This is a genomic window from Bradyrhizobium sp. LLZ17 (assembly GCF_041200145.1).
In the GTDB taxonomy this organism is placed as follows: Bacteria; Pseudomonadota; Alphaproteobacteria; order Rhizobiales; family Xanthobacteraceae; genus Bradyrhizobium.
Map to the genome: position 1 here is coordinate 4393732 of NZ_CP165734.1, position 18423 is coordinate 4412154.

At 64.6% G+C, this 18423-nt stretch carries 18 protein-coding genes and 1 tRNA gene; 9 read left to right on the forward strand and 10 right to left on the reverse strand.

Features of this window, described 5'->3' with window-relative positions:
• Positions 1–208: 208 nt before the first annotated feature.
• Complete coding sequence (locus AB8Z38_RS21175) at positions 209–1342, forward strand: DUF2235 domain-containing protein (protein WP_369719777.1); 1134 nt, start codon at positions 209–211, stop codon at positions 1340–1342.
• 157 nt (positions 1343–1499) lie between these two features.
• Here the strand turns inward: AB8Z38_RS21175 and AB8Z38_RS21180 are convergent.
• The 3 genes from AB8Z38_RS21180 to AB8Z38_RS21190 form a co-directional block, all read right to left on the reverse strand.
• Positions 1500–1576: transfer RNA gene (locus AB8Z38_RS21180), tRNA-Arg, on the reverse strand.
• Positions 1577–1671: 95 nt separating this feature from the next.
• Entirely contained in the window at positions 1672–2310 is a 639-nt protein-coding gene (locus tag AB8Z38_RS21185; RefSeq protein ID WP_369719778.1) for an RraA family protein, read from the reverse strand.
• A 25-nt stretch (positions 2311–2335) separates the two neighbouring features.
• Positions 2336–3364: an alpha/beta hydrolase gene (locus tag AB8Z38_RS21190; RefSeq protein ID WP_369726558.1), complete on the reverse strand. Its 1029-nt coding sequence runs from the start codon at positions 3362–3364 to the stop codon at positions 2336–2338.
• Positions 3365–3568: 204 nt separating this feature from the next.
• On the opposite strand from AB8Z38_RS21190, the gene AB8Z38_RS21195 reads away from it, so the two are divergent.
• Positions 3569–4183: a hypothetical protein gene (locus AB8Z38_RS21195; protein WP_369719779.1), complete on the forward strand. Its 615-nt coding sequence runs from the start codon at positions 3569–3571 to the stop codon at positions 4181–4183.
• A gap of 237 nt (positions 4184–4420) precedes the next feature.
• On the opposite strand, the gene AB8Z38_RS21200 is transcribed toward AB8Z38_RS21195, so the two are convergent.
• Both AB8Z38_RS21200 and AB8Z38_RS21205 read right to left on the reverse strand, forming a co-directional pair.
• Entirely contained in the window at positions 4421–4636 is a 216-nt protein-coding gene (locus AB8Z38_RS21200) for a hypothetical protein (protein ID WP_369719780.1), read from the reverse strand.
• Between the two features lie 27 nt (positions 4637–4663).
• On the reverse strand, positions 4664–5665 hold the full coding sequence (locus AB8Z38_RS21205) for a 2-dehydropantoate 2-reductase (protein ID WP_369719781.1): 1002 nt from the start codon (positions 5663–5665) through the stop codon (positions 4664–4666).
• 144 nt (positions 5666–5809) lie between these two features.
• Between AB8Z38_RS21205 and AB8Z38_RS21210 the strand changes: the two genes are divergently transcribed.
• Together AB8Z38_RS21210 and AB8Z38_RS21215 are read left to right on the forward strand one after the other, a co-directional pair.
• The gene (locus tag AB8Z38_RS21210; protein WP_369719782.1) at positions 5810–6385 is read left to right on the forward strand and encodes a YidB family protein; all 576 of its coding nucleotides are present in this window, start codon (positions 5810–5812) and stop codon (positions 6383–6385) included.
• A gap of 28 nt (positions 6386–6413) precedes the next feature.
• Positions 6414–6686 (forward strand): GlsB/YeaQ/YmgE family stress response membrane protein, encoded by a 273-nt coding sequence (locus AB8Z38_RS21215; protein WP_197087151.1) that lies wholly within the window; start codon positions 6414–6416, stop codon positions 6684–6686.
• A gap of 193 nt (positions 6687–6879) precedes the next feature.
• Here the strand turns inward: AB8Z38_RS21215 and AB8Z38_RS21220 are convergent, their stop codons facing one another.
• Positions 6880–7665: an SDR family NAD(P)-dependent oxidoreductase gene (locus AB8Z38_RS21220; RefSeq protein ID WP_369719783.1), complete on the reverse strand. Its 786-nt coding sequence runs from the start codon at positions 7663–7665 to the stop codon at positions 6880–6882.
• A 277-nt stretch (positions 7666–7942) separates the two neighbouring features.
• On the opposite strand from AB8Z38_RS21220, the gene AB8Z38_RS21225 reads away from it, so the two are divergent.
• The 3 genes from AB8Z38_RS21225 (at position 7943) to AB8Z38_RS21235 (ending at position 11093) form a co-directional block, all read left to right on the forward strand.
• Positions 7943–9007, forward strand: coding sequence for an acyl-CoA dehydrogenase family protein (locus tag AB8Z38_RS21225; RefSeq protein ID WP_369719784.1), 1065 nt, complete (start codon positions 7943–7945; stop codon positions 9005–9007).
• Positions 9008–9023: 16 nt separating this feature from the next.
• Positions 9024–10184 (forward strand): acyl-CoA dehydrogenase family protein, encoded by a 1161-nt coding sequence (locus AB8Z38_RS21230; RefSeq protein WP_369719785.1) that lies wholly within the window; start codon positions 9024–9026, stop codon positions 10182–10184.
• 90 nt (positions 10185–10274) lie between these two features.
• The gene (locus tag AB8Z38_RS21235) at positions 10275–11093 is read left to right on the forward strand and encodes an enoyl-CoA hydratase/isomerase family protein (RefSeq protein WP_369719786.1); all 819 of its coding nucleotides are present in this window, start codon (positions 10275–10277) and stop codon (positions 11091–11093) included.
• Positions 11094–11372: 279 nt separating this feature from the next.
• On the opposite strand, the gene AB8Z38_RS21240 is transcribed toward AB8Z38_RS21235, so the two are convergent.
• From AB8Z38_RS21240 to AB8Z38_RS21250, 3 genes are all read right to left on the reverse strand, one after another.
• Positions 11373–12137, reverse strand: coding sequence for a hypothetical protein (locus AB8Z38_RS21240; protein ID WP_369726560.1), 765 nt, complete (start codon positions 12135–12137; stop codon positions 11373–11375).
• Between the two features lie 2 nt (positions 12138–12139).
• The gene (locus tag AB8Z38_RS21245) at positions 12140–12931 is read right to left on the reverse strand and encodes an enoyl-CoA hydratase (protein ID WP_369719787.1); all 792 of its coding nucleotides are present in this window, start codon (positions 12929–12931) and stop codon (positions 12140–12142) included.
• Positions 12932–13055: 124 nt separating this feature from the next.
• Positions 13056–14261 carry an ABC transporter substrate-binding protein gene (locus AB8Z38_RS21250; RefSeq protein WP_369719788.1) on the reverse strand — a complete coding sequence of 402 codons (1206 nt, stop codon included), beginning with the start codon at positions 14259–14261 and terminating at the stop codon, positions 13056–13058.
• Positions 14262–14515: 254 nt separating this feature from the next.
• On the opposite strand from AB8Z38_RS21250, the gene AB8Z38_RS21255 reads away from it, so the two are divergent.
• Together AB8Z38_RS21255 and AB8Z38_RS21260 are read left to right on the forward strand one after the other, a co-directional pair.
• Positions 14516–15367: a thermonuclease family protein gene (locus AB8Z38_RS21255; protein WP_369726561.1), complete on the forward strand. Its 852-nt coding sequence runs from the start codon at positions 14516–14518 to the stop codon at positions 15365–15367.
• 131 nt (positions 15368–15498) lie between these two features.
• Positions 15499–16890, forward strand: coding sequence for a M48 family metalloprotease (locus AB8Z38_RS21260; protein ID WP_369726562.1), 1392 nt, complete (start codon positions 15499–15501; stop codon positions 16888–16890).
• Positions 16891–17067: 177 nt separating this feature from the next.
• Here the strand turns inward: AB8Z38_RS21260 and AB8Z38_RS21265 are convergent, their stop codons facing one another.
• Positions 17068–18396, reverse strand: a complete 1329-nt coding sequence (locus AB8Z38_RS21265) for an MFS transporter (protein WP_369719789.1) — start codon at positions 18394–18396, stop codon at positions 17068–17070.
• Positions 18397–18423 lie beyond the last annotated feature (27 nt).

Genomic DNA, 18423 nt, shown 5'->3' on the forward strand with positions numbered 1-18423 from the left:
GTGGCGACGCGTCGGTTCGACAAGGTTCGGTGAATGCACTTTCCTTCGGGAAATCGACTTTTTTTCGTTGACTCCCGTTCCGCTCGATCGCCCGCGCCGATTTGATTCGGCGGCCGGTGGCTGTCGGCAATCGAAGCGCTCGATGGCACGGGCGATGATGAAGCCGTCCTGGGGCTCGATTTCAGCAGGATATTATCGGAGAGATCTCATGAAGCGTCTCGCGATCTTCCTCGACGGTACCTGGAACACGTTGAACAACAACACGAACGTCTGGAGGTTGAAGTCCCTGACCGCCGAGACCGCCGATCAACGCGTCTACTATTCGCAGGGGGTCGGCACCCGGCGCGGTGAATCGGCGCGAGGCGGCGTCACCGGGTGGGGCATCGACGACGAGATCATCGAAGCCTACACGTGGCTCATCCAGAATTTCGACGACGGTGACCAGATCTTCATCTTCGGCTTCAGTCGCGGCGCGTACACGGCGCGCAGCCTGTCTGGGCTGATCTGCAAGTGCGGTGTTATCAAGCTTGGCGCGCCGCTCTCCATCGAGCAGCTTTACGCGCGGTATCGGATCTACGATGCACCGACGATCAGGTCGCTGCTGGGCAAGCCGCTGCCGGACGGTGTCCCGCTCGAAGAGCGCTGGCTGACGACCTATTCGCGACCCACGAATGTCAAGTTCGTCGGCGTGTGGGACACCGTCGGTTCGCTCGGCCTTCCCGTGTGGAGGATGGCGGACAAGGTCCGCAAATATCGGTTTCTCGACACACATCTGCGGCTCGACAACGAGTACGCCTTCCATGCGCTGGCGCTGGACGAACACCGAAAGAATTTCGAACCCACGTTCTGGACCAGGACGGATAGGGCCGGGCACGAAGGAGCCGCCGAACGGCAAATCGACAAGGTCGAGCAGCGTTGGTTCGTAGGCGCGCATGCCAACGTCGGCGGCGGTTACGCGAGCGATCCCCTGGCGCAGCGACCGCTGAAGTGGCTAATGGAGAAGGCGGCCAGTTTGGGGCTGGTCTTGCGCAACGAAGTCTTTCTCGACCTCTCGCAGGTCGCGCCGCCGGTCACGGATTCGTACCGCGAGTTCGCTTGGGGCCTTTATCGCTTCGTCTCGCGACCATTCTACCGGCCCGTCGGCTTGCCGCCGGACAAGGGAACGCAGGCCACGACCTCGCGCATCAACGAGTCCGTTGACGGTTCGGTCTTCGACCGTTGGCGTGCTGATGGGTCGTACCGCCCGGAGAACCTGGCGTCGTGGGCGAAGACGAAGGGCGTCGATCCCGCGAAGCTCGTCGGCGCCGTCATGACCACCGATCCCAAGGTCGCCGCCTTATGACTGACGCCTAGCTTATCGATCCGAACAAACGCGCGAGGCATCCTCACTGCGGCCGACGCGCATCGACGATGCGCTGTAATGTTACCCTGGCGGTTACCCCGTGGGGACCAACAAGCCGATACGGTGGGATATCTGCAGTCCAAGCTATTGATTTTCTTGGCGATCCCGGCATGACTCGAACATGCGACCTACGGTTTAGGAAACCGTCGCTCTATCCGGCTGAGCTACGGGACCGCGGAACCCACCGAGCGGCGGGTTACTGGCGCCGTTCATATCAAAGCGGTGGCGGGACAGGAAGCCTTCAGTTTGCACGGACCGGCAGGGTCTGATCAGGACTTGCCGTACGAGCCCTGGTAGCGGCCCTCGCGAATCGCCTTCAGCGTCTCCTCCTCACGGGTGATCTGGACACGCACCACTTCGAGCAGCGCTGCTGCGCCGGCGGCGGGAAACGACACCACGCCGTCCTCGTCGCCGACCACGATGTCGCCGGGCGAGATCACGCTACCCCCGATCGAGACCGGCACGTTGATCTCGCCGGGGCCGTTCTTGTAGGGGCCGCGGTGGATCACCGCACGGGCGAAGCAGGGAAAGTCGTCCCCGGCGAAGGACGCGACGTCGCGGATCGCGCCGTCGATCACGTAGCCTTCGGCTTTGCGCCACTGCGCGATGTTCTTCATGATCTCCCCGACCAGCGCCCGGGTCTCGTCGCCACCGCCATCGACCACGATGACGTCGCCGGGTCCGACCAGCTCGAGCGCACGGTGGATCGCGAGATTGTCGCCTGGCCGCGTGCGCACCGTGAACGCCGTCCCCACCAGCTTGCCGCCGCGATGATAGGGCTTGAGCCCGACCGCGCCCGGCAGCCGACCGAGATTATCAGAGATGATCGAGGTCGGCGCCACCCTGAAACCCGCGATGATATCGGCCGGCGGTTTCGGCACGCTGTTGGCAGCGATGGTGATGGTCATCAAAGTCCAGTCCTTCTCATCCGCGTCAGCGCTCCGCCCCGCAACCAGGACTATCGAACAGCGCGGCAAGCCCGCATTTCGAGGTCAGCATCTTGTCGCCGTCATGGCCGACGCCGGCGACGTCCCACACCCGGTGATTGGGCGTGCCATGGTCACGCTTTGCCATCGCCTCCACATAGGCGTGACCGCGGGCGTAGCGATAAGGGCCTTGCGCCTTCGCCATGCAGCTCTTGTCGAGCGCCGGGTGCTCCGGATTGGTGTCGAGCGTGCCGAGCAGGTAGATCACGTCACGCTCGACATAGCGCTGCTCGAGCGCGGCCGGTGTGGCGTCGGCGAGGTAAAGCGGGCGCTCGTCCATGCCGTATTTCCACTTGTTGTAGCCCGGGCAAGATGCGGCAATAGCGGGCACGGGCCGATCCGCGCTGAAATAGGCGTAGGAGGACGGGTTGGCGACGACGTAGCGGACGTCGATGTGCTGGCGCGACAGCATCGCCTCGCCCTTGCCCGCAATGGCATAGCGCTGCGCGACCTGCCCGCCGCCGGAATGACCGGCAACCACGACCTGCTTCAGATTCGGGAAGATGCGACGATCGGAGAGCTTTGCGAGGATCGCATCCAGTGCCTCGAAAGAAGAAACCGGATTCGGCGCCAGCGCAGCGTCGCCGCCCTCCCATCCTTCCAGCGACCAGCGCAGCGTATCCGCGGGCAGTTTGTGCGCTTCGATGTCGATCTCCGCCAGGAACTGCGGCACGATCATGAGCGCGCTCTTGCCGTCGTCGCCGGCTGCGAGCTGCGCGGTGTGCGCTGACAAATAATATTCGGCGGCGTTGCGCAGGCGCCCGTGCAGAACAATGATCGCGCGCGAGATCACCGGCATCGGCAGCGACCAGTCGCTGGAGAGATAGAGCGGCAACATCCCCTGACCGCCGATGGAGAGCCTCGCGTCGGCGATCACCTTCACCGGCTTGCGGTTGGGTGCATCCTCGTCGGCTGCGAACGCATGGCCGGACACCAGCGCCAACGCAATTGCGGCGAGACAGGCCAGCGCTCTCATGGTGGTCATTCCCCTTCAAATTCAAGCCGAACTCTAAGCGCATCACCTGCCGTACGGCTGTGACTCCAGCGCCACGTCAAGCAAAAAATGTCAGCACCCCAGCCATGAAATTCCCGGGTTCCATGGGTGACAAGCCGGCAATAAAGGGGCAAAAATTCGTCCGACTCAGTTCGGGTTGAGTTTTGCAAGGAATGCTCTCGTAGAATGTCGGACGTAGTTGCATCGCGTCGTGCGGCGCTTGTCATTGCCACAGCAGGATTTTCTCTGCTGATGCCGTCGCATGCCCAGGCGCAATGGTGGAAGCACGCCCCCGTCGATTTCGAGGAATGCGCCGATGCGGCCGAGAAGGCCGCGACCAAGGCCGAGAAAACGGCGGCGCTTGCCGATTGCAACGCCAAATTCGCCGGCCGCCGCAAGACCGGTGGTGGCTATTCCTATTATGACTTCCTGCAGGACCGCACCTTCGACATCGCCGGACCAAATCCGACGCCGGAGGAGCAGAAGAAGATCGACCAATCCTATACCGCCTATCTCGCCAACCAGCGCCGCAGCACCGTTGCGGCCGAAGCCATCGCGCACCAGCAGCAGGAACAAGAGGTCCACGAGGTCGCGCTGCGAACCGAGATCGAGCGTGTGCCCGTTCCGGTCGAGCGGCCAAAGGTCCAGCAGGCGGTCGGCGCCGATCCGCGGGCGCGGCCGAAGGGCGGCAATTGCGCAAAGAGCTCGTTCTCCTGCGAATGGCCGCGCCTGTCGGAGGGCCTGAGCGAGCTCAAGAAGCTGTTCAGCCCGACGCCGAGCAAGCCGGCGAAGAAGGGCTAAGCCAGCGGCAATCCAGAGCGCCCGCCGGCCGAATGAAACTCCGCTGTCGTCCCGGACAAGCGAGCGAAGCGGAGCGCCGATCCGGGATCCATAGCCACCAAATTGAGTTTGGCGCGAGCCTCGTAACCACGAGTCTTCGCAACACCACTCGCTGTGGTTATGGGTCCCGGATCTACGCGCGCCTTGGGCGCGCTTGTCCGGGACGACAGCGGTAAATGTCGCGTCGAGCGGCGCGCGTCAGTTCGTATGCTTCTTCTTGCTGCGCCTGGGCGTCACCACCGGCGCCGTTACCGGCGCTGTTGTCGTCGGCGGGTTGCTCAATGCCTTGCGGCTCTCCTGCAGTCGCGCGTCGTAGCCGGGAGAGTTCATGACGGTCGGCGGCCTTGCCGCCGCGAAGGTGGAAGCGCCGCAGAGGGCGGCCAAAGCGAGCCCGATCAGCAAACAACACCTCATTGCGTTCTCTCCCATCGCACTCAAGCCCTAGCCGCGGATCTGCTGCGGCGTCAGCCCGGGCGGACCCTTGCCCGCGACTTCCGCTTCCTTGATCAGCGCAACAATGCGGCGCATCAGCGGCACAGCGACGCCATGTTGCTCGGCAAGCGCAATGACCGCGCCCTGGAGATAGTCGATCTCGGTCCGGCGCCCCTGCTTCAAGTCCTGCCACATCGAGGAACGCGCCTCGGGATCGATCTTCATGGTGCGCCCCAGGATCAGGTTGAAAATCGCATCGGGCAACCTCAGCAGGGTCGGTGTCCAGTTTGCAGGGACCGGCGTCGCCGACACCGGATTGATGCCGGCGGCCTTGATCACAGCCAGCCCCTCCGCCATCTGGTCGGCGAACAATTTTCGCCATTCGCGGTTCGCCAATTGCGCCGCCAGCGGCAGGTCCGACAAGGCGCTGAGCGCGTTGTTCAAATTGATGATCAGCTTGCCCCATTGCACGCCGGTGATGTCGCGGCTGGCACGGACGGCAAGCCCCGGCACCGACAGCGCGGCGGCGGTGTTGTCCGCATCTTCGCCGAGATGAATGTCACCCGACGTCGAACGATGGAAGCGGCCCTCGCCCATCGCGATCACGTTGAACGGCACCATGCCGGCGAGCACGCGCCGGCTGCCGAGGCGCTCATGCAGGACGGCGACATTGCCGACGCCGTTCTGCAAGGACACGATGACGGCATCCTGCGGGGCGTGCTGCGCGATCAGCTCCGCGACCGCAGCTGTGTCCGCACTCTTCACCGTGACCAGCACGATCCCGGCGCTGTGCAAGATCGCGGGGTCCTCCGACAGCGCCAGCTGGCCCGCACCGAGCTTGTTCTCGGCGCCGTCGAAACCGGTCAACCGCAGCCCGAACCGCTCGATCTCCGCCTTCATCCGCGGCCGCACCAAAAGCCCGACGCGGCGATTGGCGACGGCCAGCATGCCGCCGACAAAGCAGCCGATCGCGCCCGCTCCGGCCACCACGATCGATCGATCCGTATTCACCTGGCCGCGCTCCCACAAATGAGTCGCCCTCGATAGCAGAGGCGAGGTCTGCTGCCCATCGCGCGGTTACGCCGCATTCGCCTTGTAACCGTCATGAGAGCCTCATATGTTTTCGAACGGGGCTTGTACCGGCAGGAGACGGCCATGGGTTTACTCGACGTCCTCAATGGCATGCAGAACGGCCCGCGCGGCCCCAGCGCGCCGAGCTCGCAATCCTCATCGAGCGGCGGCATGTCGCCCATGACCATGGCGATCCTCGGCCTGCTCGCCTGGAAGGCATTCAAGCATTTGAGCGGCAACCAATCCGGCAGCGCGCCGCAGCCCGCCCCGGGACCGACGCAGCTTCCCCCGGCGGCGAATGCGGGTGCTGGCGGCGGCCTCGGTGACATTCTCAAGGGCAGCCTCGGCGGCCTGCTCGCGGGAGGCGCGGCTGGCAGCGTGCTCAGCGGTGGGCTCGGCGATCTCCTCAATCAGCTTCAGCAGAGCGGTCACGGCGAGACCGCGAACTCCTGGGTCGGCAAAGGCGACAACAAGCCGATCGCCCCTGGCGATCTCGCCAACGCACTCGGCGCCGACCAGATCCAAAGCCTGTCGGCCCAGAGCGGGCTGTCGCGCGACGAGCTGCTGTCAGGCCTGAGCCAGTATCTGCCGCAGGTGGTCGATCACCTGACGCCGGACGGCCGGCTGCCGACCGACAACGAGATCGCGGGTCGAGTCTGATTGCGGTCTAACCGAGGGGAGCACGGACATGAGTATGGGCGGCATCTTGTGGATCATCGTCGTCGGCTTCGTCGCCGGCCTCATCGCGCGTTGGCTGGCGCCGGGGCCGAACAACCCGTCGGGTTTCATCCTCACCACCATCCTCGGCATCGTCGGCGCGTTTCTCGCGACCTTCATCGGCCAGGCCATCGGCCATTATGGTCCGGACCAGGGCGCCGGCTTCATCATGGCCACCATCGGCGCCGTGGTGGTGCTGTTCATCTGGCACCGGCTGGTCGCGAGCGGCGTGATCAAGGGGTAGCCCACGGTTCCTTTGCGCTGTGGCCTATCAATAAGTTCGGTGTCGTCCCGGCGAAGGCCGGGACCCATAGCCACCGAATTTGGTTTGGCGAAGATTGGTAGTTGCCGACTTCGCGCGACAACGACTGCCTGTGGATATGGGTCCCGGCCTTCGCCGGGACGACCGCAATTTATGACGCGCGAAGCGGCGTCAACTAAGTCACCAAATGCATCCCCGCATCCATCCGCACGACTTCGCCGGTCATGTTGCTCGACGCCGGCATCGCGAGGAAACAGACCAGCTGCGCGATGTCCTCCGCTGATGATGCGACCTTGAGCGGCACCTTCGCCACGACGCTGTCGCGCACCTGCTTGGCGCCCGCCTCGCCGCGGCCCTTGGTGAACCAGGGCGTGTCGATATAGCCGGGGCACACCGTGTTGACGCGGATCAGCGGCGCCAGCGCACGTGACAGCGACAGCGTCATCGTGTTCAGCGCGCCCTTGCTCGCGGCGTACGCAATCGACGAGCCGATTCCACTGATCCCCGCGACCGACGACACGTTCACCACCGCGGACGGTCGCCCCGAAGCCTTGGCGCCGGCCTCCAGCAGGCTGCGCGCCGCGCGGACCATCTGGAACGGGCCGATGGTGTTGACGCCGTACAAGCGCTGGAAATCCTCCGCCGACAATCCGTCGAGGTCTGCATGGGCGACATGCTTGGTGGTGCCAGCATTGTTGACGAGTGCGTCGAGGCGGCCCCAGCCGCCGGCCGCCGCGACGATCTTGCGGCAGTCTTCGTCGCGCGACACGTCGCCTTGCGCGATCACGACCTCCGCGGCGCCCGCCTTGCGGCAGGCCTCGGCGGTGGCCTCGGCTTCCCTCTCGCTCGAGGAATAGTTGATGACGAGCCGCGCCCCGCTGCGCGCGAGAATTTCCGCGGTCGCCGCGCCGAGGCCGGACGCGGACCCCGTCACGATTGCGCACAAGCCGTCCTTTGCCATCCGGATGTCCTTCCCCGTTTGTTGAATTGCAGGCTCTTTGGATTTGGCCGGCCCTGTTTAGCGAGTTTGCGGCGCCCTGCAAATCGAGCAAACTCCGCTAAGCGGAATTAGTCCAGTTCGGTTCTTGCGCCCATGCCCGCGCCGCAGGTTGACCTGCGATCAACGCTTGTCAGGGCCATGGCTTTTTCGGATCATCGGGCGCAAGAAGAACCTGCGCGCCCGCCCAACGGCCGGACGCGCCAATGGCAAAACACGGGGCAGAAACACGGGGAACGCTGTGGCGGAGAGTGACAATATCGTCGTCGAGACCGCGGAGAGAATCTTCGCCGATCTCGCCGATCCGCAAACCATCAACAACGACAAGAAGAATTCGTGGCAGGCGCCGCTGTGGCAGGCGCTGAGCGACGCCGGGCTGCCATTGTCCTGGGTGCCTGACGATTTCGGCGGCTCCGGCGCGAGCCTGGCTGATGGCTTTGCGCTTCTCAACGCCGCCGGACGATTTGCGGTGTCGGTTCCGCTCGCCGAAACCATGCTCGCAGGCTGGCTGCTTGCGCAGGCAAAGATCGCCTCGCCCGAGGGCGAGATGACGGTGATACCTGCTTCGCCGAAGGATCGCATCACGCTCGACACTGACGGCTCGCTCTCCGGCCGCGCGCGCGGCGTTCCCTTCGCCAAGGCGGCGAAGCATATTGCGGTGCTTGCGCACGGCAAGGACGGCGTCTCGATTGCACTGGTCGAGGCAACCAGGGCGCGGATCGAATCCGGACTCAATGTTGGTTATGACCACAGCGACACCGTCACACTCGACAAGGTCCAGCCCATCACCGTCAAGCCGGCGCCAAAGGGATTTGACCAGACCACGATGATGCTGATGGGCGGCGTTGCGCGCAGCCTCCAGATCGCGGGCGCGCTGGAAGCGATGCTCGACATCTCCGTGCGCTATTCCAACGAACGTGTCGCCTTCGAGAAGAAGATCTCGAAATTCCAGGCGGTGCAGCACAATCTCGCCCGCCTTGCCGGCGAGTCCGCCGCAGCGCTGGCGGCTGCGACGTCGGCAGCCGATGCGATCGCAAACGCAGAGTCGTTCGACGACGAGGTCTATCTCGAAGCCGCTGCCGCCAAGATCCGTTGCGCAGAAGCTGCGGAAAAGGGCGGCGCCATCGCGCATCAGGTCCATGGCGCGATCGGCTTCACCCTGGAGCACATCCTGCACCGCTATTCGCTGCGGGCACTGGCCTGGCGCGACGATTTCGGCTCGGAAAGCCACTGGGCCGTCGAGCTCGGCAAGCTGGTTGCGAAGCGTGGCGCCGACGAATTGTGGCCGCTCGTGGCCGCGCGCTGATCAGGGAGAGAAACACATGACCGCCGCTCTCCGTTTCGATCCGATCCGCCTTCCGGCTGAATGCGAGCAATTGCGCAAGGAAGTGCGCGCCTTTCTCGCCGAGGAAATTGCCGCCGGCACTTTCGATCCGCACAAGCCCAACCGCGAGGACACCGACGCGCCGGAATTCTCCCGCCGGGTCGGCGCCAAAGGCTGGCTCGGCATGACCTGGCCGAAGAAATATGGCGGCCAGGAGCGCTCGTTCCTCGAGCGCTATGTGGTGACAGAAGAGATGCGCGTGGCGAACGCGCCGACGCGGCGCTTCTTCGTCGCCGACCGCCAGAGCGGACCGGTGCTTCTCAAATACGCTCCCGAGCACATCAAGATGGAGATCTTACCGCGGATCTGCCGCGGCGAGATCTGTTTTGCCATCGGCATGAGCGAGCCGAACTCCGGCTCCGACCTGTTCGCGGCGAAAACGCGCGCGACCAAGACCGACGGCGGCTATCTCATCAACGGCACCAAGATCTGGACCTCGTCGGCGCACATCGCCGACTACATGATCGCGATTTTCCGCACCTCGCCACCGACCAAGGAAAACCGCCGCCACGGCCTGACCCAGTTCCTGGTCAAGATGAAGCAGCCGGGCATAAAGGTGAATCCGATCGGCCAGATCACCGGCCAGTACGAGTTCAACGAAGTCGTCTTCACCGACTTCTTCGTCCCCGACGATCACGTGCTCGGCGAGGTCGACGGTGCCTGGAAACAGGCGACATCGGAGCTTGCCTATGAGCGCTCGGGTCCCGAGCGCTTCCTGGAAACCTACTACGTGCTGACCGAGCTGGTCCGCGCGGTCGGACCCAATCCGGATACGCGCAGCGCCGAAGGCATCGGAAGGCTGGTGGCGCAGCTCCACACCATGCGGCGCATGTCGGTCTCGGTCGCCGGCATGCTGCAAGCCGGCAAGGAACCCGTGGTCGAGGCCTCCATCGTCAAGGACATCGGCACGGTGTGGGAGCAGCAGCTGCCGCATCGGGTGCGCGATCTCGCCGCCTTCGTCGAGGAGACCGCGACCAACCGCGAGACGCTGGAACGGCAACTCGACTTCGCCATCAAGACCGCGCCGAAACTCACCATCCAGGGCGGCACCACCGAAGTGCTGCGCGGCATCATCGCGCGCGGGCTGGGACTTCGATAGTCAGATGCGAGCGACGCTCTCGCACCGCGCGCTCTTCACCTCCTCCATCGGGAGAGGTGGTTCTTCGCTACCGAGATACTGGAGACTAGAATGACCATCTACAAGGACATCGGCGTCGAGAAGGTCGGGCATGTCGGGAGCATCGAGATCCGCCGCCCGCCGCTCAATTTCTTCGACATCTCGCTGATCAACCAGATCGCGGACGCGCTCGACGAGTTCGATCGCGATATCGAAATCCGCAGCTCGGTCTTGTCGGCGCAAGGCAAGGCGTTCTGCGCCGGCGCAAACTTCGGCGATCCGGCACGACAGGCGCAGGAAGCGCGCGAGGCCGAGAAGACGGCCAAGGGCGATCCCGCCGACAGCCTTGGCCCGATCAACCATCTCTACATCCAGGCCGTGCGCATCTTCCGCGCCAAGAAGCCGATCGTCGCCGCTGTACAGGGCGCCGCCATCGGCGGCGGACTGGGTCTCGCGGTCTCGGCGGACTTCCGCGTCACCTGCCCCGAAGCGCGCTTCTCCGCCAACTTTACCAAGCTGGGCTTCCATCCCGGCTTCGGCCTGACGGTGACGCTGCCCGAGCTGATCGGGAAGAACAATGCGGAATTGATGTTCTACACCAGCCGCCGCGTCACCGGCGAGGAAGCCTACAAATGGGGCCTCGCCAACGAGCTGGTGCCGCAGGACCAGGTGAAAGCCGCAGCGCTGAAGCTCGCCGGCGAAATCGCCGAATGCTCCCCGCTCGGCCTCGTCTCCACCCGCGCCACCATGCGCGCCGGCCTCGCCGACCGCGTCATGGCTGCGACTAACCACGAGCTCGAGGAACAGACACGCCTGCGCGCGACGGAGGATTTCAAGGAAGGCGTGAAAGCCACGGAAGAGCGACGCGTAGCGAATTTCAGGGGGCAGTGACTCACGCTTCTCGCCTCCCGCCGCCATCGCCACATACTCGGGTGTCGTCCCGGCGAAGGCCGGGACCCATAACCCCAGGGAGTAGTCTAGCGAAGAGCGGTCGTTCGGGAATTGGCAGCATCCGCAACCGTTAGATCACGCGGTATGGGTCCCGGCCTTCGCCGGGACGACGCTGGTGTTTTGCGTGCTACTTCCGCCTCACCACCAGCGCATCCACGATCGTCATGCCCTGTCGTTCTGGATGCGCAACACAGGGTTGTGCACCGAGAAGGCAAGACCTCAGGCTACGAGCCGGAACGTTACCCCACCTAACAAGAACTCATTCCCAGCAACCGCGTGGCCCTTTTGCCTGGCCGCGTGCAGCACGCGCGTCACATCAGCCACCTGAAACTCCAGCGCGCTCATGATTTCGCTCGCCCCTTTTACGAAGCGAAAGCTGGCGTTGGGCAGCTTTAGCTCGGCCTCGCCACCGCACGTCGTGCCCGGCACAACACCGATGATCTTGCCCCAGTGCTCTGCAAGCCCCTGCGGGTCGGGGCTCTGCATCTCCACGGCGGTCAACGCCTGCGTCACATCCGTGCGGATGAACTTTTGCCAGTCCGGCCCCGCTGGTGGGTACGTGCCCAGAATATCGTCGCTGCCCTCGGTGTGGTTGAACTCGATGAAGGCGGCGCGGCAGTCGCGGGGGTGGAGCTGAACGCCGTGATACGGCGCATGGTCGATGACGTTGGCGGTCCGCACGCCCATGGCGTTGGCGTTGCGGCCGCGTTCGTCCGGATCGTTGCAGCAGAAGATCGCCATGTAGCCGCCGCGACCGCCGCTCTTCTCGATGAAGCGGCCGGCCGTGGTGCCGTCCCTGAACGGCGCCACCACTTCCAGCAAAATCGTGTCGACCGGGAGCAGCGCGTTCTCCAAGCCGTATTTTGCGACATTGCCGTCGCGGTAGCAGACGGCGAGGCCCATGATCTCGGCAATGTCGGAGATGACAGGCGCGAGCTGCGGCGCGACCAGGCAGATCTGTCGCAGCCGCATATAGGGCACCATCGTCATGCGCCCTTGAACGCCGGCTTGCGCTTCTCGACGAAGGCCTTGGCGGCCTCCTTGTGGTCCTCGGTGTCGCCGCAGCGGGTGTGATGGATCGCCTCGCCGTCGAAGCAGTCTTCCAGCGCCAGGTGCTCGGCATTGTTGATGTTGCGCTTGATGAATCCGAGCGCGATCGACGGCCCCTGCGCCAGCGACAGCGCGAGCTCGTGCGCGGCGGTGTCGATCTCCGCATCGGGCACGACCCTGGTCACCATGCCGATCGCATGCGCCTCCCTGGCCGTGAGCACCGGCGAGGTCAGATAGAGGTCGCGCGCCCGCGCGCTGCCGAGCAGTTGCGTCAGGAAATAGGTGCCGCCGTAATCGCCGGAGAAGCCGACCTTGGCGAAGGCGGTCGTGATCTTGCAGGATTCGCTGGCGACGCGCAGGTCGCAGGACAGTGCCATCGACAGCCCGGCGCCGGCCGCGGCGCCATCGAGCTGTGCCACCACGGGTTTCGGCATCTGGTGCAGGATGCGAGACACCTCCATGCCGCGGCGCAGGTTTGCAAGCTTCTGCTCGAACGGCAGCGGCGCGCGGCCCTCCGCCATCGACTTGACGTCGCCACCGACGCAGAAGCTGCCCCCGGCGCCCTTGAACAGCACCGCGCGCACCTCCGGATCGTCGGCCGCGCGCCGCGCGGCCTCGACCAGCCCGCGCACCATGTCGGGGTTGAGCGCGTTCTTCCGCTCGGGGCGGTTCATGGTGATGGTGAGCAGCCCGCCTTCGAGCTTTTGCAGAACCATGTCGTTGCTCATGGGTGTCTCCCTTGTTGTTGTTTTGTATCTCCGTCGTTCCGGGGCTCGCGAAGCGAGAACCCGGAACCTCGAGATCCCGGGTTCGCTTCGCGCCCCGGGATGACGGCGCGACTTCGTCACGCCGTCATTTCTTCACCAGCGGGCAGCGCGACTGCTCCAGCGACTGGAACGCCTCGTTGCCGGGCACGGTGGCGAGCAGCTTGTAATCGTCCCAGCGGCCTTTTGACTCCGACGGCTTCTTCACTTCGAACAGGTACATGTCGTGCACCATGCGTCCGTCCTCGCGGATCTTGCCGTTCTTGGCGAAGAAGTCGTTGATCGGCATCTCTTTCATCAGTTTCATGACCGCGGCGGAATCGGTCGTACCGGCCGCCTTCACGGCCTGCAGGTAGTGCATGACCGATGAATATACGCCGGCCTGCGCCGAGGTCGGCGGCCGCTTCATGCGCTCGCTGAAACGCTTGGAGAATGCGCGCGTGTCGTCGTTGAGGTCCCAATAAAACGCCTCCGCGAGCAGCAGGCCTTGCGCCGTCTCCAGTCCGATCGAGTCGATATCGGTGACGAAGGCGAGCAGCGGCGAGATCTTCTGGCCGCCTTTCATGATCCCGAACTCGGCCGACTGCTTGATGGCATTGACGGTGTCGCCGCCGGCATTGGCAAGCCCGATCACTTTGGCCTTGGAAGCCTGGGCCTGGAGCAGGAAGGACGAGAAATCCGAGGTGTTGAGCGGGTGCCGGACATTGCCCAGCACCTTGCCGCCGGTCTTCACGACGACATTGCTGGTGTCCTTCTCGAGATCCTGCCCGAAGGCATAGTCGGCGGTGAGGAAGAACCAGGTGTCGAGACCCGACTTCACCGCAGCAAGGCCGGTCACGTTGGCCTGGCCGAACGTGTCGAACACGTAGTGCACGGTGGTGGGACCGCAGGCCTCGTTGGAGAGGCGGATCGAGCCGGGTCCGTTGAAGATGATGATCTTGTTGCGCGCCTTGGCGATCTCGCCGGCGGCCAGCGCGGTCGCGGAGGCCGCGACATCGTAGATCATCTCGACGCCCTGATTGTCGAGCATGTCGCGGGCGATGCTGGCGGAGAGATCGGCCTTGTTGAGATGGTCGGCCGCCAGCACCTGGATCTTGCGTCCCAGCACCTCGCCGCCGAAATCCTCGACCGCCATCTTGGCCGCGGTCTCGCTGCCCAGGCCGGTGATGTCGGCATAGAGGCTCGACATGTCGAGGATGCCGCCGATCTTCAGCGGCGGCTTGTCCTGTGCCTGCGCCGCGCTCGCGCTCAGGGCGAACGACGCGGCAAAAATGCCCGACAAAATTCTGTTCATTGAAGATAGACCTCCCTTATCGTGCCGTGCTCTGATGGCGGCTTGCTTATTGCTCTTGGTAGAACTTGTTGCTGCAATCATGCCGCATGCGCGACAGCGCAGCAAGCGCAGCTGCACTGTCAATCTCGCGTGCGGCCTTCCGTTTTCCGCAAAACGGAATGGTCAGGGTCGGATCGATCTTTCCACGTCATTGCGAGGAAAGCGAAGCAATCCAGTCTGTCGCCACCGGAAGACTCTGGATTGGTGTTGCCCGCATGACGGAGTGTGACGAAGCCACTTCGCGACCTGCTACGCTTCAGTTAAGGTCGGCACGCAACGCAACCTCTACGGGTCACGTGACACGACCGTTTCACCTCATCGCCGCATTCCTTCTCGCCGCGAGTCACACCGCGCACGCGAGCCCGTGTCAGTTCGAGTCCCAAGGCGAGGGCCGTGTTGCCGCCATCGTCGACGCACGCAGCGTGCGCCTCGGCGACGGCCGCGAGATCCGTCTGACCGGAATCGAGACAACTGCAACGACGAAACAAGCGCTGACATCGCAGCTCGTCGGCCGCGATGTGAGCCTGCGTGGCACCGACGACACGCCCGACCGTTACGGCCGCCAATCGGCCCTCCTGTTTATCGGCGACAGCGACACCTCCGTGCAGGCCATGCTGCTGGCCCAGGGCGACGCGCTCGTCTCCGCCGAGATTGCGGACAAGGACTGCGCGGCCGCCCTGATGGGGGCCGAGGCCGAGGCGCGGCGCCAAAAAAAGGGCAATTGGGCTGACCCGTCGGCCATAAAAAACGCGGAAAGTCCGGACGATATTTTGGCCGGGATCGGGCGCTTTATGGTGGTCGAGGGCAAAGTCCTGTCGGTCCGGCAAGCTGGGGCAACGACCTACCTCAACTTCGGTCGAAACTGGACACGCGGCTTTGCCGTGACTATTTCAAGGCGCATGGTGCCGGCGTTTGAAAGCGCCGGAATGACTCTTAAGTCCCTGGAAAGTAGACGTATTCGCGTTCGGGGCTGGGTTGAGGGGACGGCGGGGCCGCGGATCGACGTGCGCCTCGTGGCACAGGTCGAGTTGCTGGGCGCAAACGAGCCGACAGGGGTAAGGCCCTAAGGGCCAGGCACGGGTTAAGCGACGTGAATGGGGTGCTAGAACGGCACGGACGAGGTCATGGCCGCAGCCTGCGGGCGGCGTCGGCTGTGCTTTGCCTCGTGCTGGGCACAGCCCTCGCCGGCTGCGGCGATATGGGCCGGTTCCAGACCGCTGCGATGCCCCCGACGATCGCGATGCCCAAGCCAAAGCCGGCCGTGGCCCAGACCCCCGCCACCGAAAAGGAGCACGAGCGCATCCTGGCGAGCTATGGCGGCACGTATGACGACCCCAGGCTCGAATCACTGGTCAGCAAGACCGTCGATCGGCTCGTCGCGGCGTCCGATCGCCCCGACCAAGGCTACAGGGTCACCATCCTCAATTCCGGTGCGGTGAACGCGTTCGCGCTGCCGAACGGCCAGCTCTATGTCACGCGCGGACTTCTTGCTCTCGCGAGCGATACCTCGGAATTGTCCTCGGTGCTGAGCCACGAGATGGCGCATGTGCTGTCGAAGCACGCCGCGATGCGCGAGGACCAGGCCCGCCAGGCCGCGATCGTCACCCGCGTCGTGACCGACATGAGCACCGATCCCGATCTCACTGCGCTTGCGCTCGCCAAGACCAAGCTCACGATGGCGAGCTTCTCGCGCAATCAGGAATTCGAGGCCGACGGCATCGGCGTCGGCATTTCCGCCAAGGCACATTTCGACCCTTATGGTGCCGCACGCTTCCTCTCGGCGATGGAGCGTAATGCGGAGCTGAAAGTCGGCAAGACCTCGCTCGATCCGCGCGCGCAGGATTTCACCTCCTCGCATCCGGCAACGCCCGAGCGGGTGCAGAACGCGCAGACCATCGCGCGGCAATATGCTGCGCCGGAGGGTGGCGAGCGCGACCGCGAGACCTATCTCGCCGCGATCGACAACCTCGTCTACGGCGAGGACCCCAGCGAAGGTTTTGTCCGCGGCCGGCGCTTCCTGCATCCGAAGCTCGGCTTCACCTTCCAGGCACCGGACAATTTTACGCTCGACAATACCGCGCAGGCGGTGATCGGCGTGCGCGAGGGCGGCTCGCAGGCGATGCGCTTCGACGTCGTGCGCGTGCCGGCCGAGCAGTCGCTCGGCGACTACCTCAATTCAGGCTGGATGGAGGGCGTCGAGAAGGCGTCCACCGAGGATATCACCATCAACGGCTTCCCGGCGGCCTCCGCCACCGCCAAGGGCGACCAGTGGCAGTTCAAGGTCTATGCGCTGCGCTTCGGCAGCGACGTCTATCGCTTCATCTTCGCCACACGGCAGAAATCGACCGAGAGCGAACGCAACGCGCGCGAGACCGTCAATTCATTCCGCCGCCTGACGCTCGAGGAGATCCAGGCCGCTCGCCCCCTGCGCATCAAGGTGATCACCGTGCAGCCGGGCGATACTGCGGAGTCGCTCTCGCACCGGATGGCCGGCGTCGATCATCCCGCCGAACGTTTTCGCGTGCTCAACGGCCTCGATGCACATGCGCAGGTGAAGGTGCGCGACCGCGTCAAGATCGTGACGGATTGAAGCGCGGCCTCAAACTCCGCTGTCGTCCCGGCGTAGGCCGGGACCCATAACCACAGGGAGCAGTTTGGCGGATGCTCGTCGTTCGGGACGAAGAACACCCGCGTTCGATAGATCACGCGGTATGGGTCCCGGCCTTCGCCGGGACGACATTTCCGTTGGTCTTACAACTGAAAGGCCCTACCCGCCCGCGTCCATATCGCCGGCCTCGCGCTGACCGCTGAGCCAGAGCGCCAGCAGGGTCCAGAACGCACCCGACAGCAGATAGGCACCGGAGGCGATGACGCCGAGATTGGTGGCGAGCAGGAGCGCTGCGAGCGGAGCAAAACCGGCGCCGAGCAGCCACGCCATGTCCGACGTCAGCGCCGAGGCCGTATAGCGATACATCTGCTTGAAGTTCGAAGCGATCGCGCCGGACGACTGGCCGAACGAGAGGCCGAGCAGGATGAAGCCGATCACCATGTAGATGGTTTCGCCGAACGCGCCGGCATCGAGCAGCTGCGGCGCAAAGCCGCTATAGATCGCGATCGCGATCGCCGAGCCCATCAGCAGCGACTTGCGGCCGACGCGGTCGGCAATCACGCCGGACAGCACGATCGCGCCGACACCGAACACGGCGGCGACGATCTCGATGATCAGAAAGCGCACCGGGCTTTCGCGGGTGAACAGGAACACCCAGGACAGCGGAAACACCGTGACCATGTGGAACAGCGCGAAGCTTGCCAGCGGCGCGAACGCGCCGAGCATGATGTTGTGGCCCTCGCGCGCGACGGTGTCTGAGATGCGCGACGGCTGCAAATCACGGGTCTCGAACAGCGAGGAATATTCCTCCGTCGAGACCATGCGCAGGCGCGCGAACAGCGCCACCACGTTGATGGCGAAGGCGACGAAGAACGGATAGCGCCAGCCCCAGTCGAAGAAGTCTTCCGCCGACAGGTTGCCGGCGAAATAGGCGAACAGCCCGCTCGCCACGATCAGCCCGAGCGGGGCGCCGAGCTGCGGCACCATCGCGTACCAGCCGCGCTTCGGGGGCGGCGCATTCAACGCGAGCAGCGAGGCCAGACCGTCCCAGGCGCCGCCCCAGGCCAGACCTTGCGCGATGCGCGCCAGCGCCAGCAGCCAGATCGCAGAGGCGCCGATGTCGTGATAGCCGGGCAGGAACGCGATTGCGACGGTCGCGGTGCCGAGCAGGAACAGCGCGGCGACCAGCTTGGCCGTCTTGCCGTACTCCCGGTCGACCGTCATGAAGATCACGGTGCCGAGCGGGCGCGCGATGAACGCCAGCGCGAAGATCGTGAACGAATAGAGGGTGCCCGTCAGTTCGTTCGCGAACGGGAAGACCAGGCGCGGAAACACGATCACCGAGGCGATCGCGTAGACGAAGAAGTCGAAGAATTCCGAGGTGCGGCCGATGATGACGCCGATGGCGATCTCGCCGGGACTCGCCTGGTCGTGGCCGTGCTCGCCCGAGTGGATGTCTGCCATTGCGGGGGTCTGTGCCGTGGCCATGCGTTCGCCCTTAACGTCCTGGAGAAC

What these genes read in the sequence shown, in the direction of transcription:
- AB8Z38_RS21175 (WP_369719777.1), top strand. Translation starts at nt 209, where the DNA reads ATGAAGCGTCTCGCGATCTTCCTCGACGGTACCTGGAACACGTTGAAC.
- AB8Z38_RS21185 (WP_369719778.1), bottom strand. Translation starts at nt 2,310, where the DNA reads ATGACCATCACCATCGCTGCCAACAGCGTGCCGAAACCGCCGGCCGAT.
- AB8Z38_RS21190 (WP_369726558.1), bottom strand. Translation starts at nt 3,364, where the DNA reads ATGAGAGCGCTGGCCTGTCTCGCCGCAATTGCGTTGGCGCTGGTGTCC.
- AB8Z38_RS21195 (WP_369719779.1), top strand. Translation starts at nt 3,569, where the DNA reads ATGTCGGACGTAGTTGCATCGCGTCGTGCGGCGCTTGTCATTGCCACA.
- AB8Z38_RS21200 (WP_369719780.1), bottom strand. Translation starts at nt 4,636, where the DNA reads ATGAGGTGTTGTTTGCTGATCGGGCTCGCTTTGGCCGCCCTCTGCGGC.
- AB8Z38_RS21210 (WP_369719782.1), top strand. Translation starts at nt 5,810, where the DNA reads ATGGGTTTACTCGACGTCCTCAATGGCATGCAGAACGGCCCGCGCGGC.
- AB8Z38_RS21215 (WP_197087151.1), top strand. Translation starts at nt 6,414, where the DNA reads ATGAGTATGGGCGGCATCTTGTGGATCATCGTCGTCGGCTTCGTCGCC.
- AB8Z38_RS21220 (WP_369719783.1), bottom strand. Translation starts at nt 7,665, where the DNA reads ATGGCAAAGGACGGCTTGTGCGCAATCGTGACGGGGTCCGCGTCCGGC.
- AB8Z38_RS21230 (WP_369719785.1), top strand. Translation starts at nt 9,024, where the DNA reads ATGACCGCCGCTCTCCGTTTCGATCCGATCCGCCTTCCGGCTGAATGC.
- AB8Z38_RS21235 (WP_369719786.1), top strand. Translation starts at nt 10,275, where the DNA reads ATGACCATCTACAAGGACATCGGCGTCGAGAAGGTCGGGCATGTCGGG.
- AB8Z38_RS21240 (WP_369726560.1), bottom strand. Translation starts at nt 12,137, where the DNA reads ATGGTGCCCTATATGCGGCTGCGACAGATCTGCCTGGTCGCGCCGCAG.
- AB8Z38_RS21245 (WP_369719787.1), bottom strand. Translation starts at nt 12,931, where the DNA reads ATGAGCAACGACATGGTTCTGCAAAAGCTCGAAGGCGGGCTGCTCACC.
- AB8Z38_RS21250 (WP_369719788.1), bottom strand. Translation starts at nt 14,261, where the DNA reads ATGAACAGAATTTTGTCGGGCATTTTTGCCGCGTCGTTCGCCCTGAGC.
- AB8Z38_RS21255 (WP_369726561.1), top strand. Translation starts at nt 14,516, where the DNA reads ATGACGGAGTGTGACGAAGCCACTTCGCGACCTGCTACGCTTCAGTTA.
- AB8Z38_RS21260 (WP_369726562.1), top strand. Translation starts at nt 15,499, where the DNA reads ATGGGCCGGTTCCAGACCGCTGCGATGCCCCCGACGATCGCGATGCCC.
- AB8Z38_RS21265 (WP_369719789.1), bottom strand. Translation starts at nt 18,396, where the DNA reads ATGGCCACGGCACAGACCCCCGCAATGGCAGACATCCACTCGGGCGAG.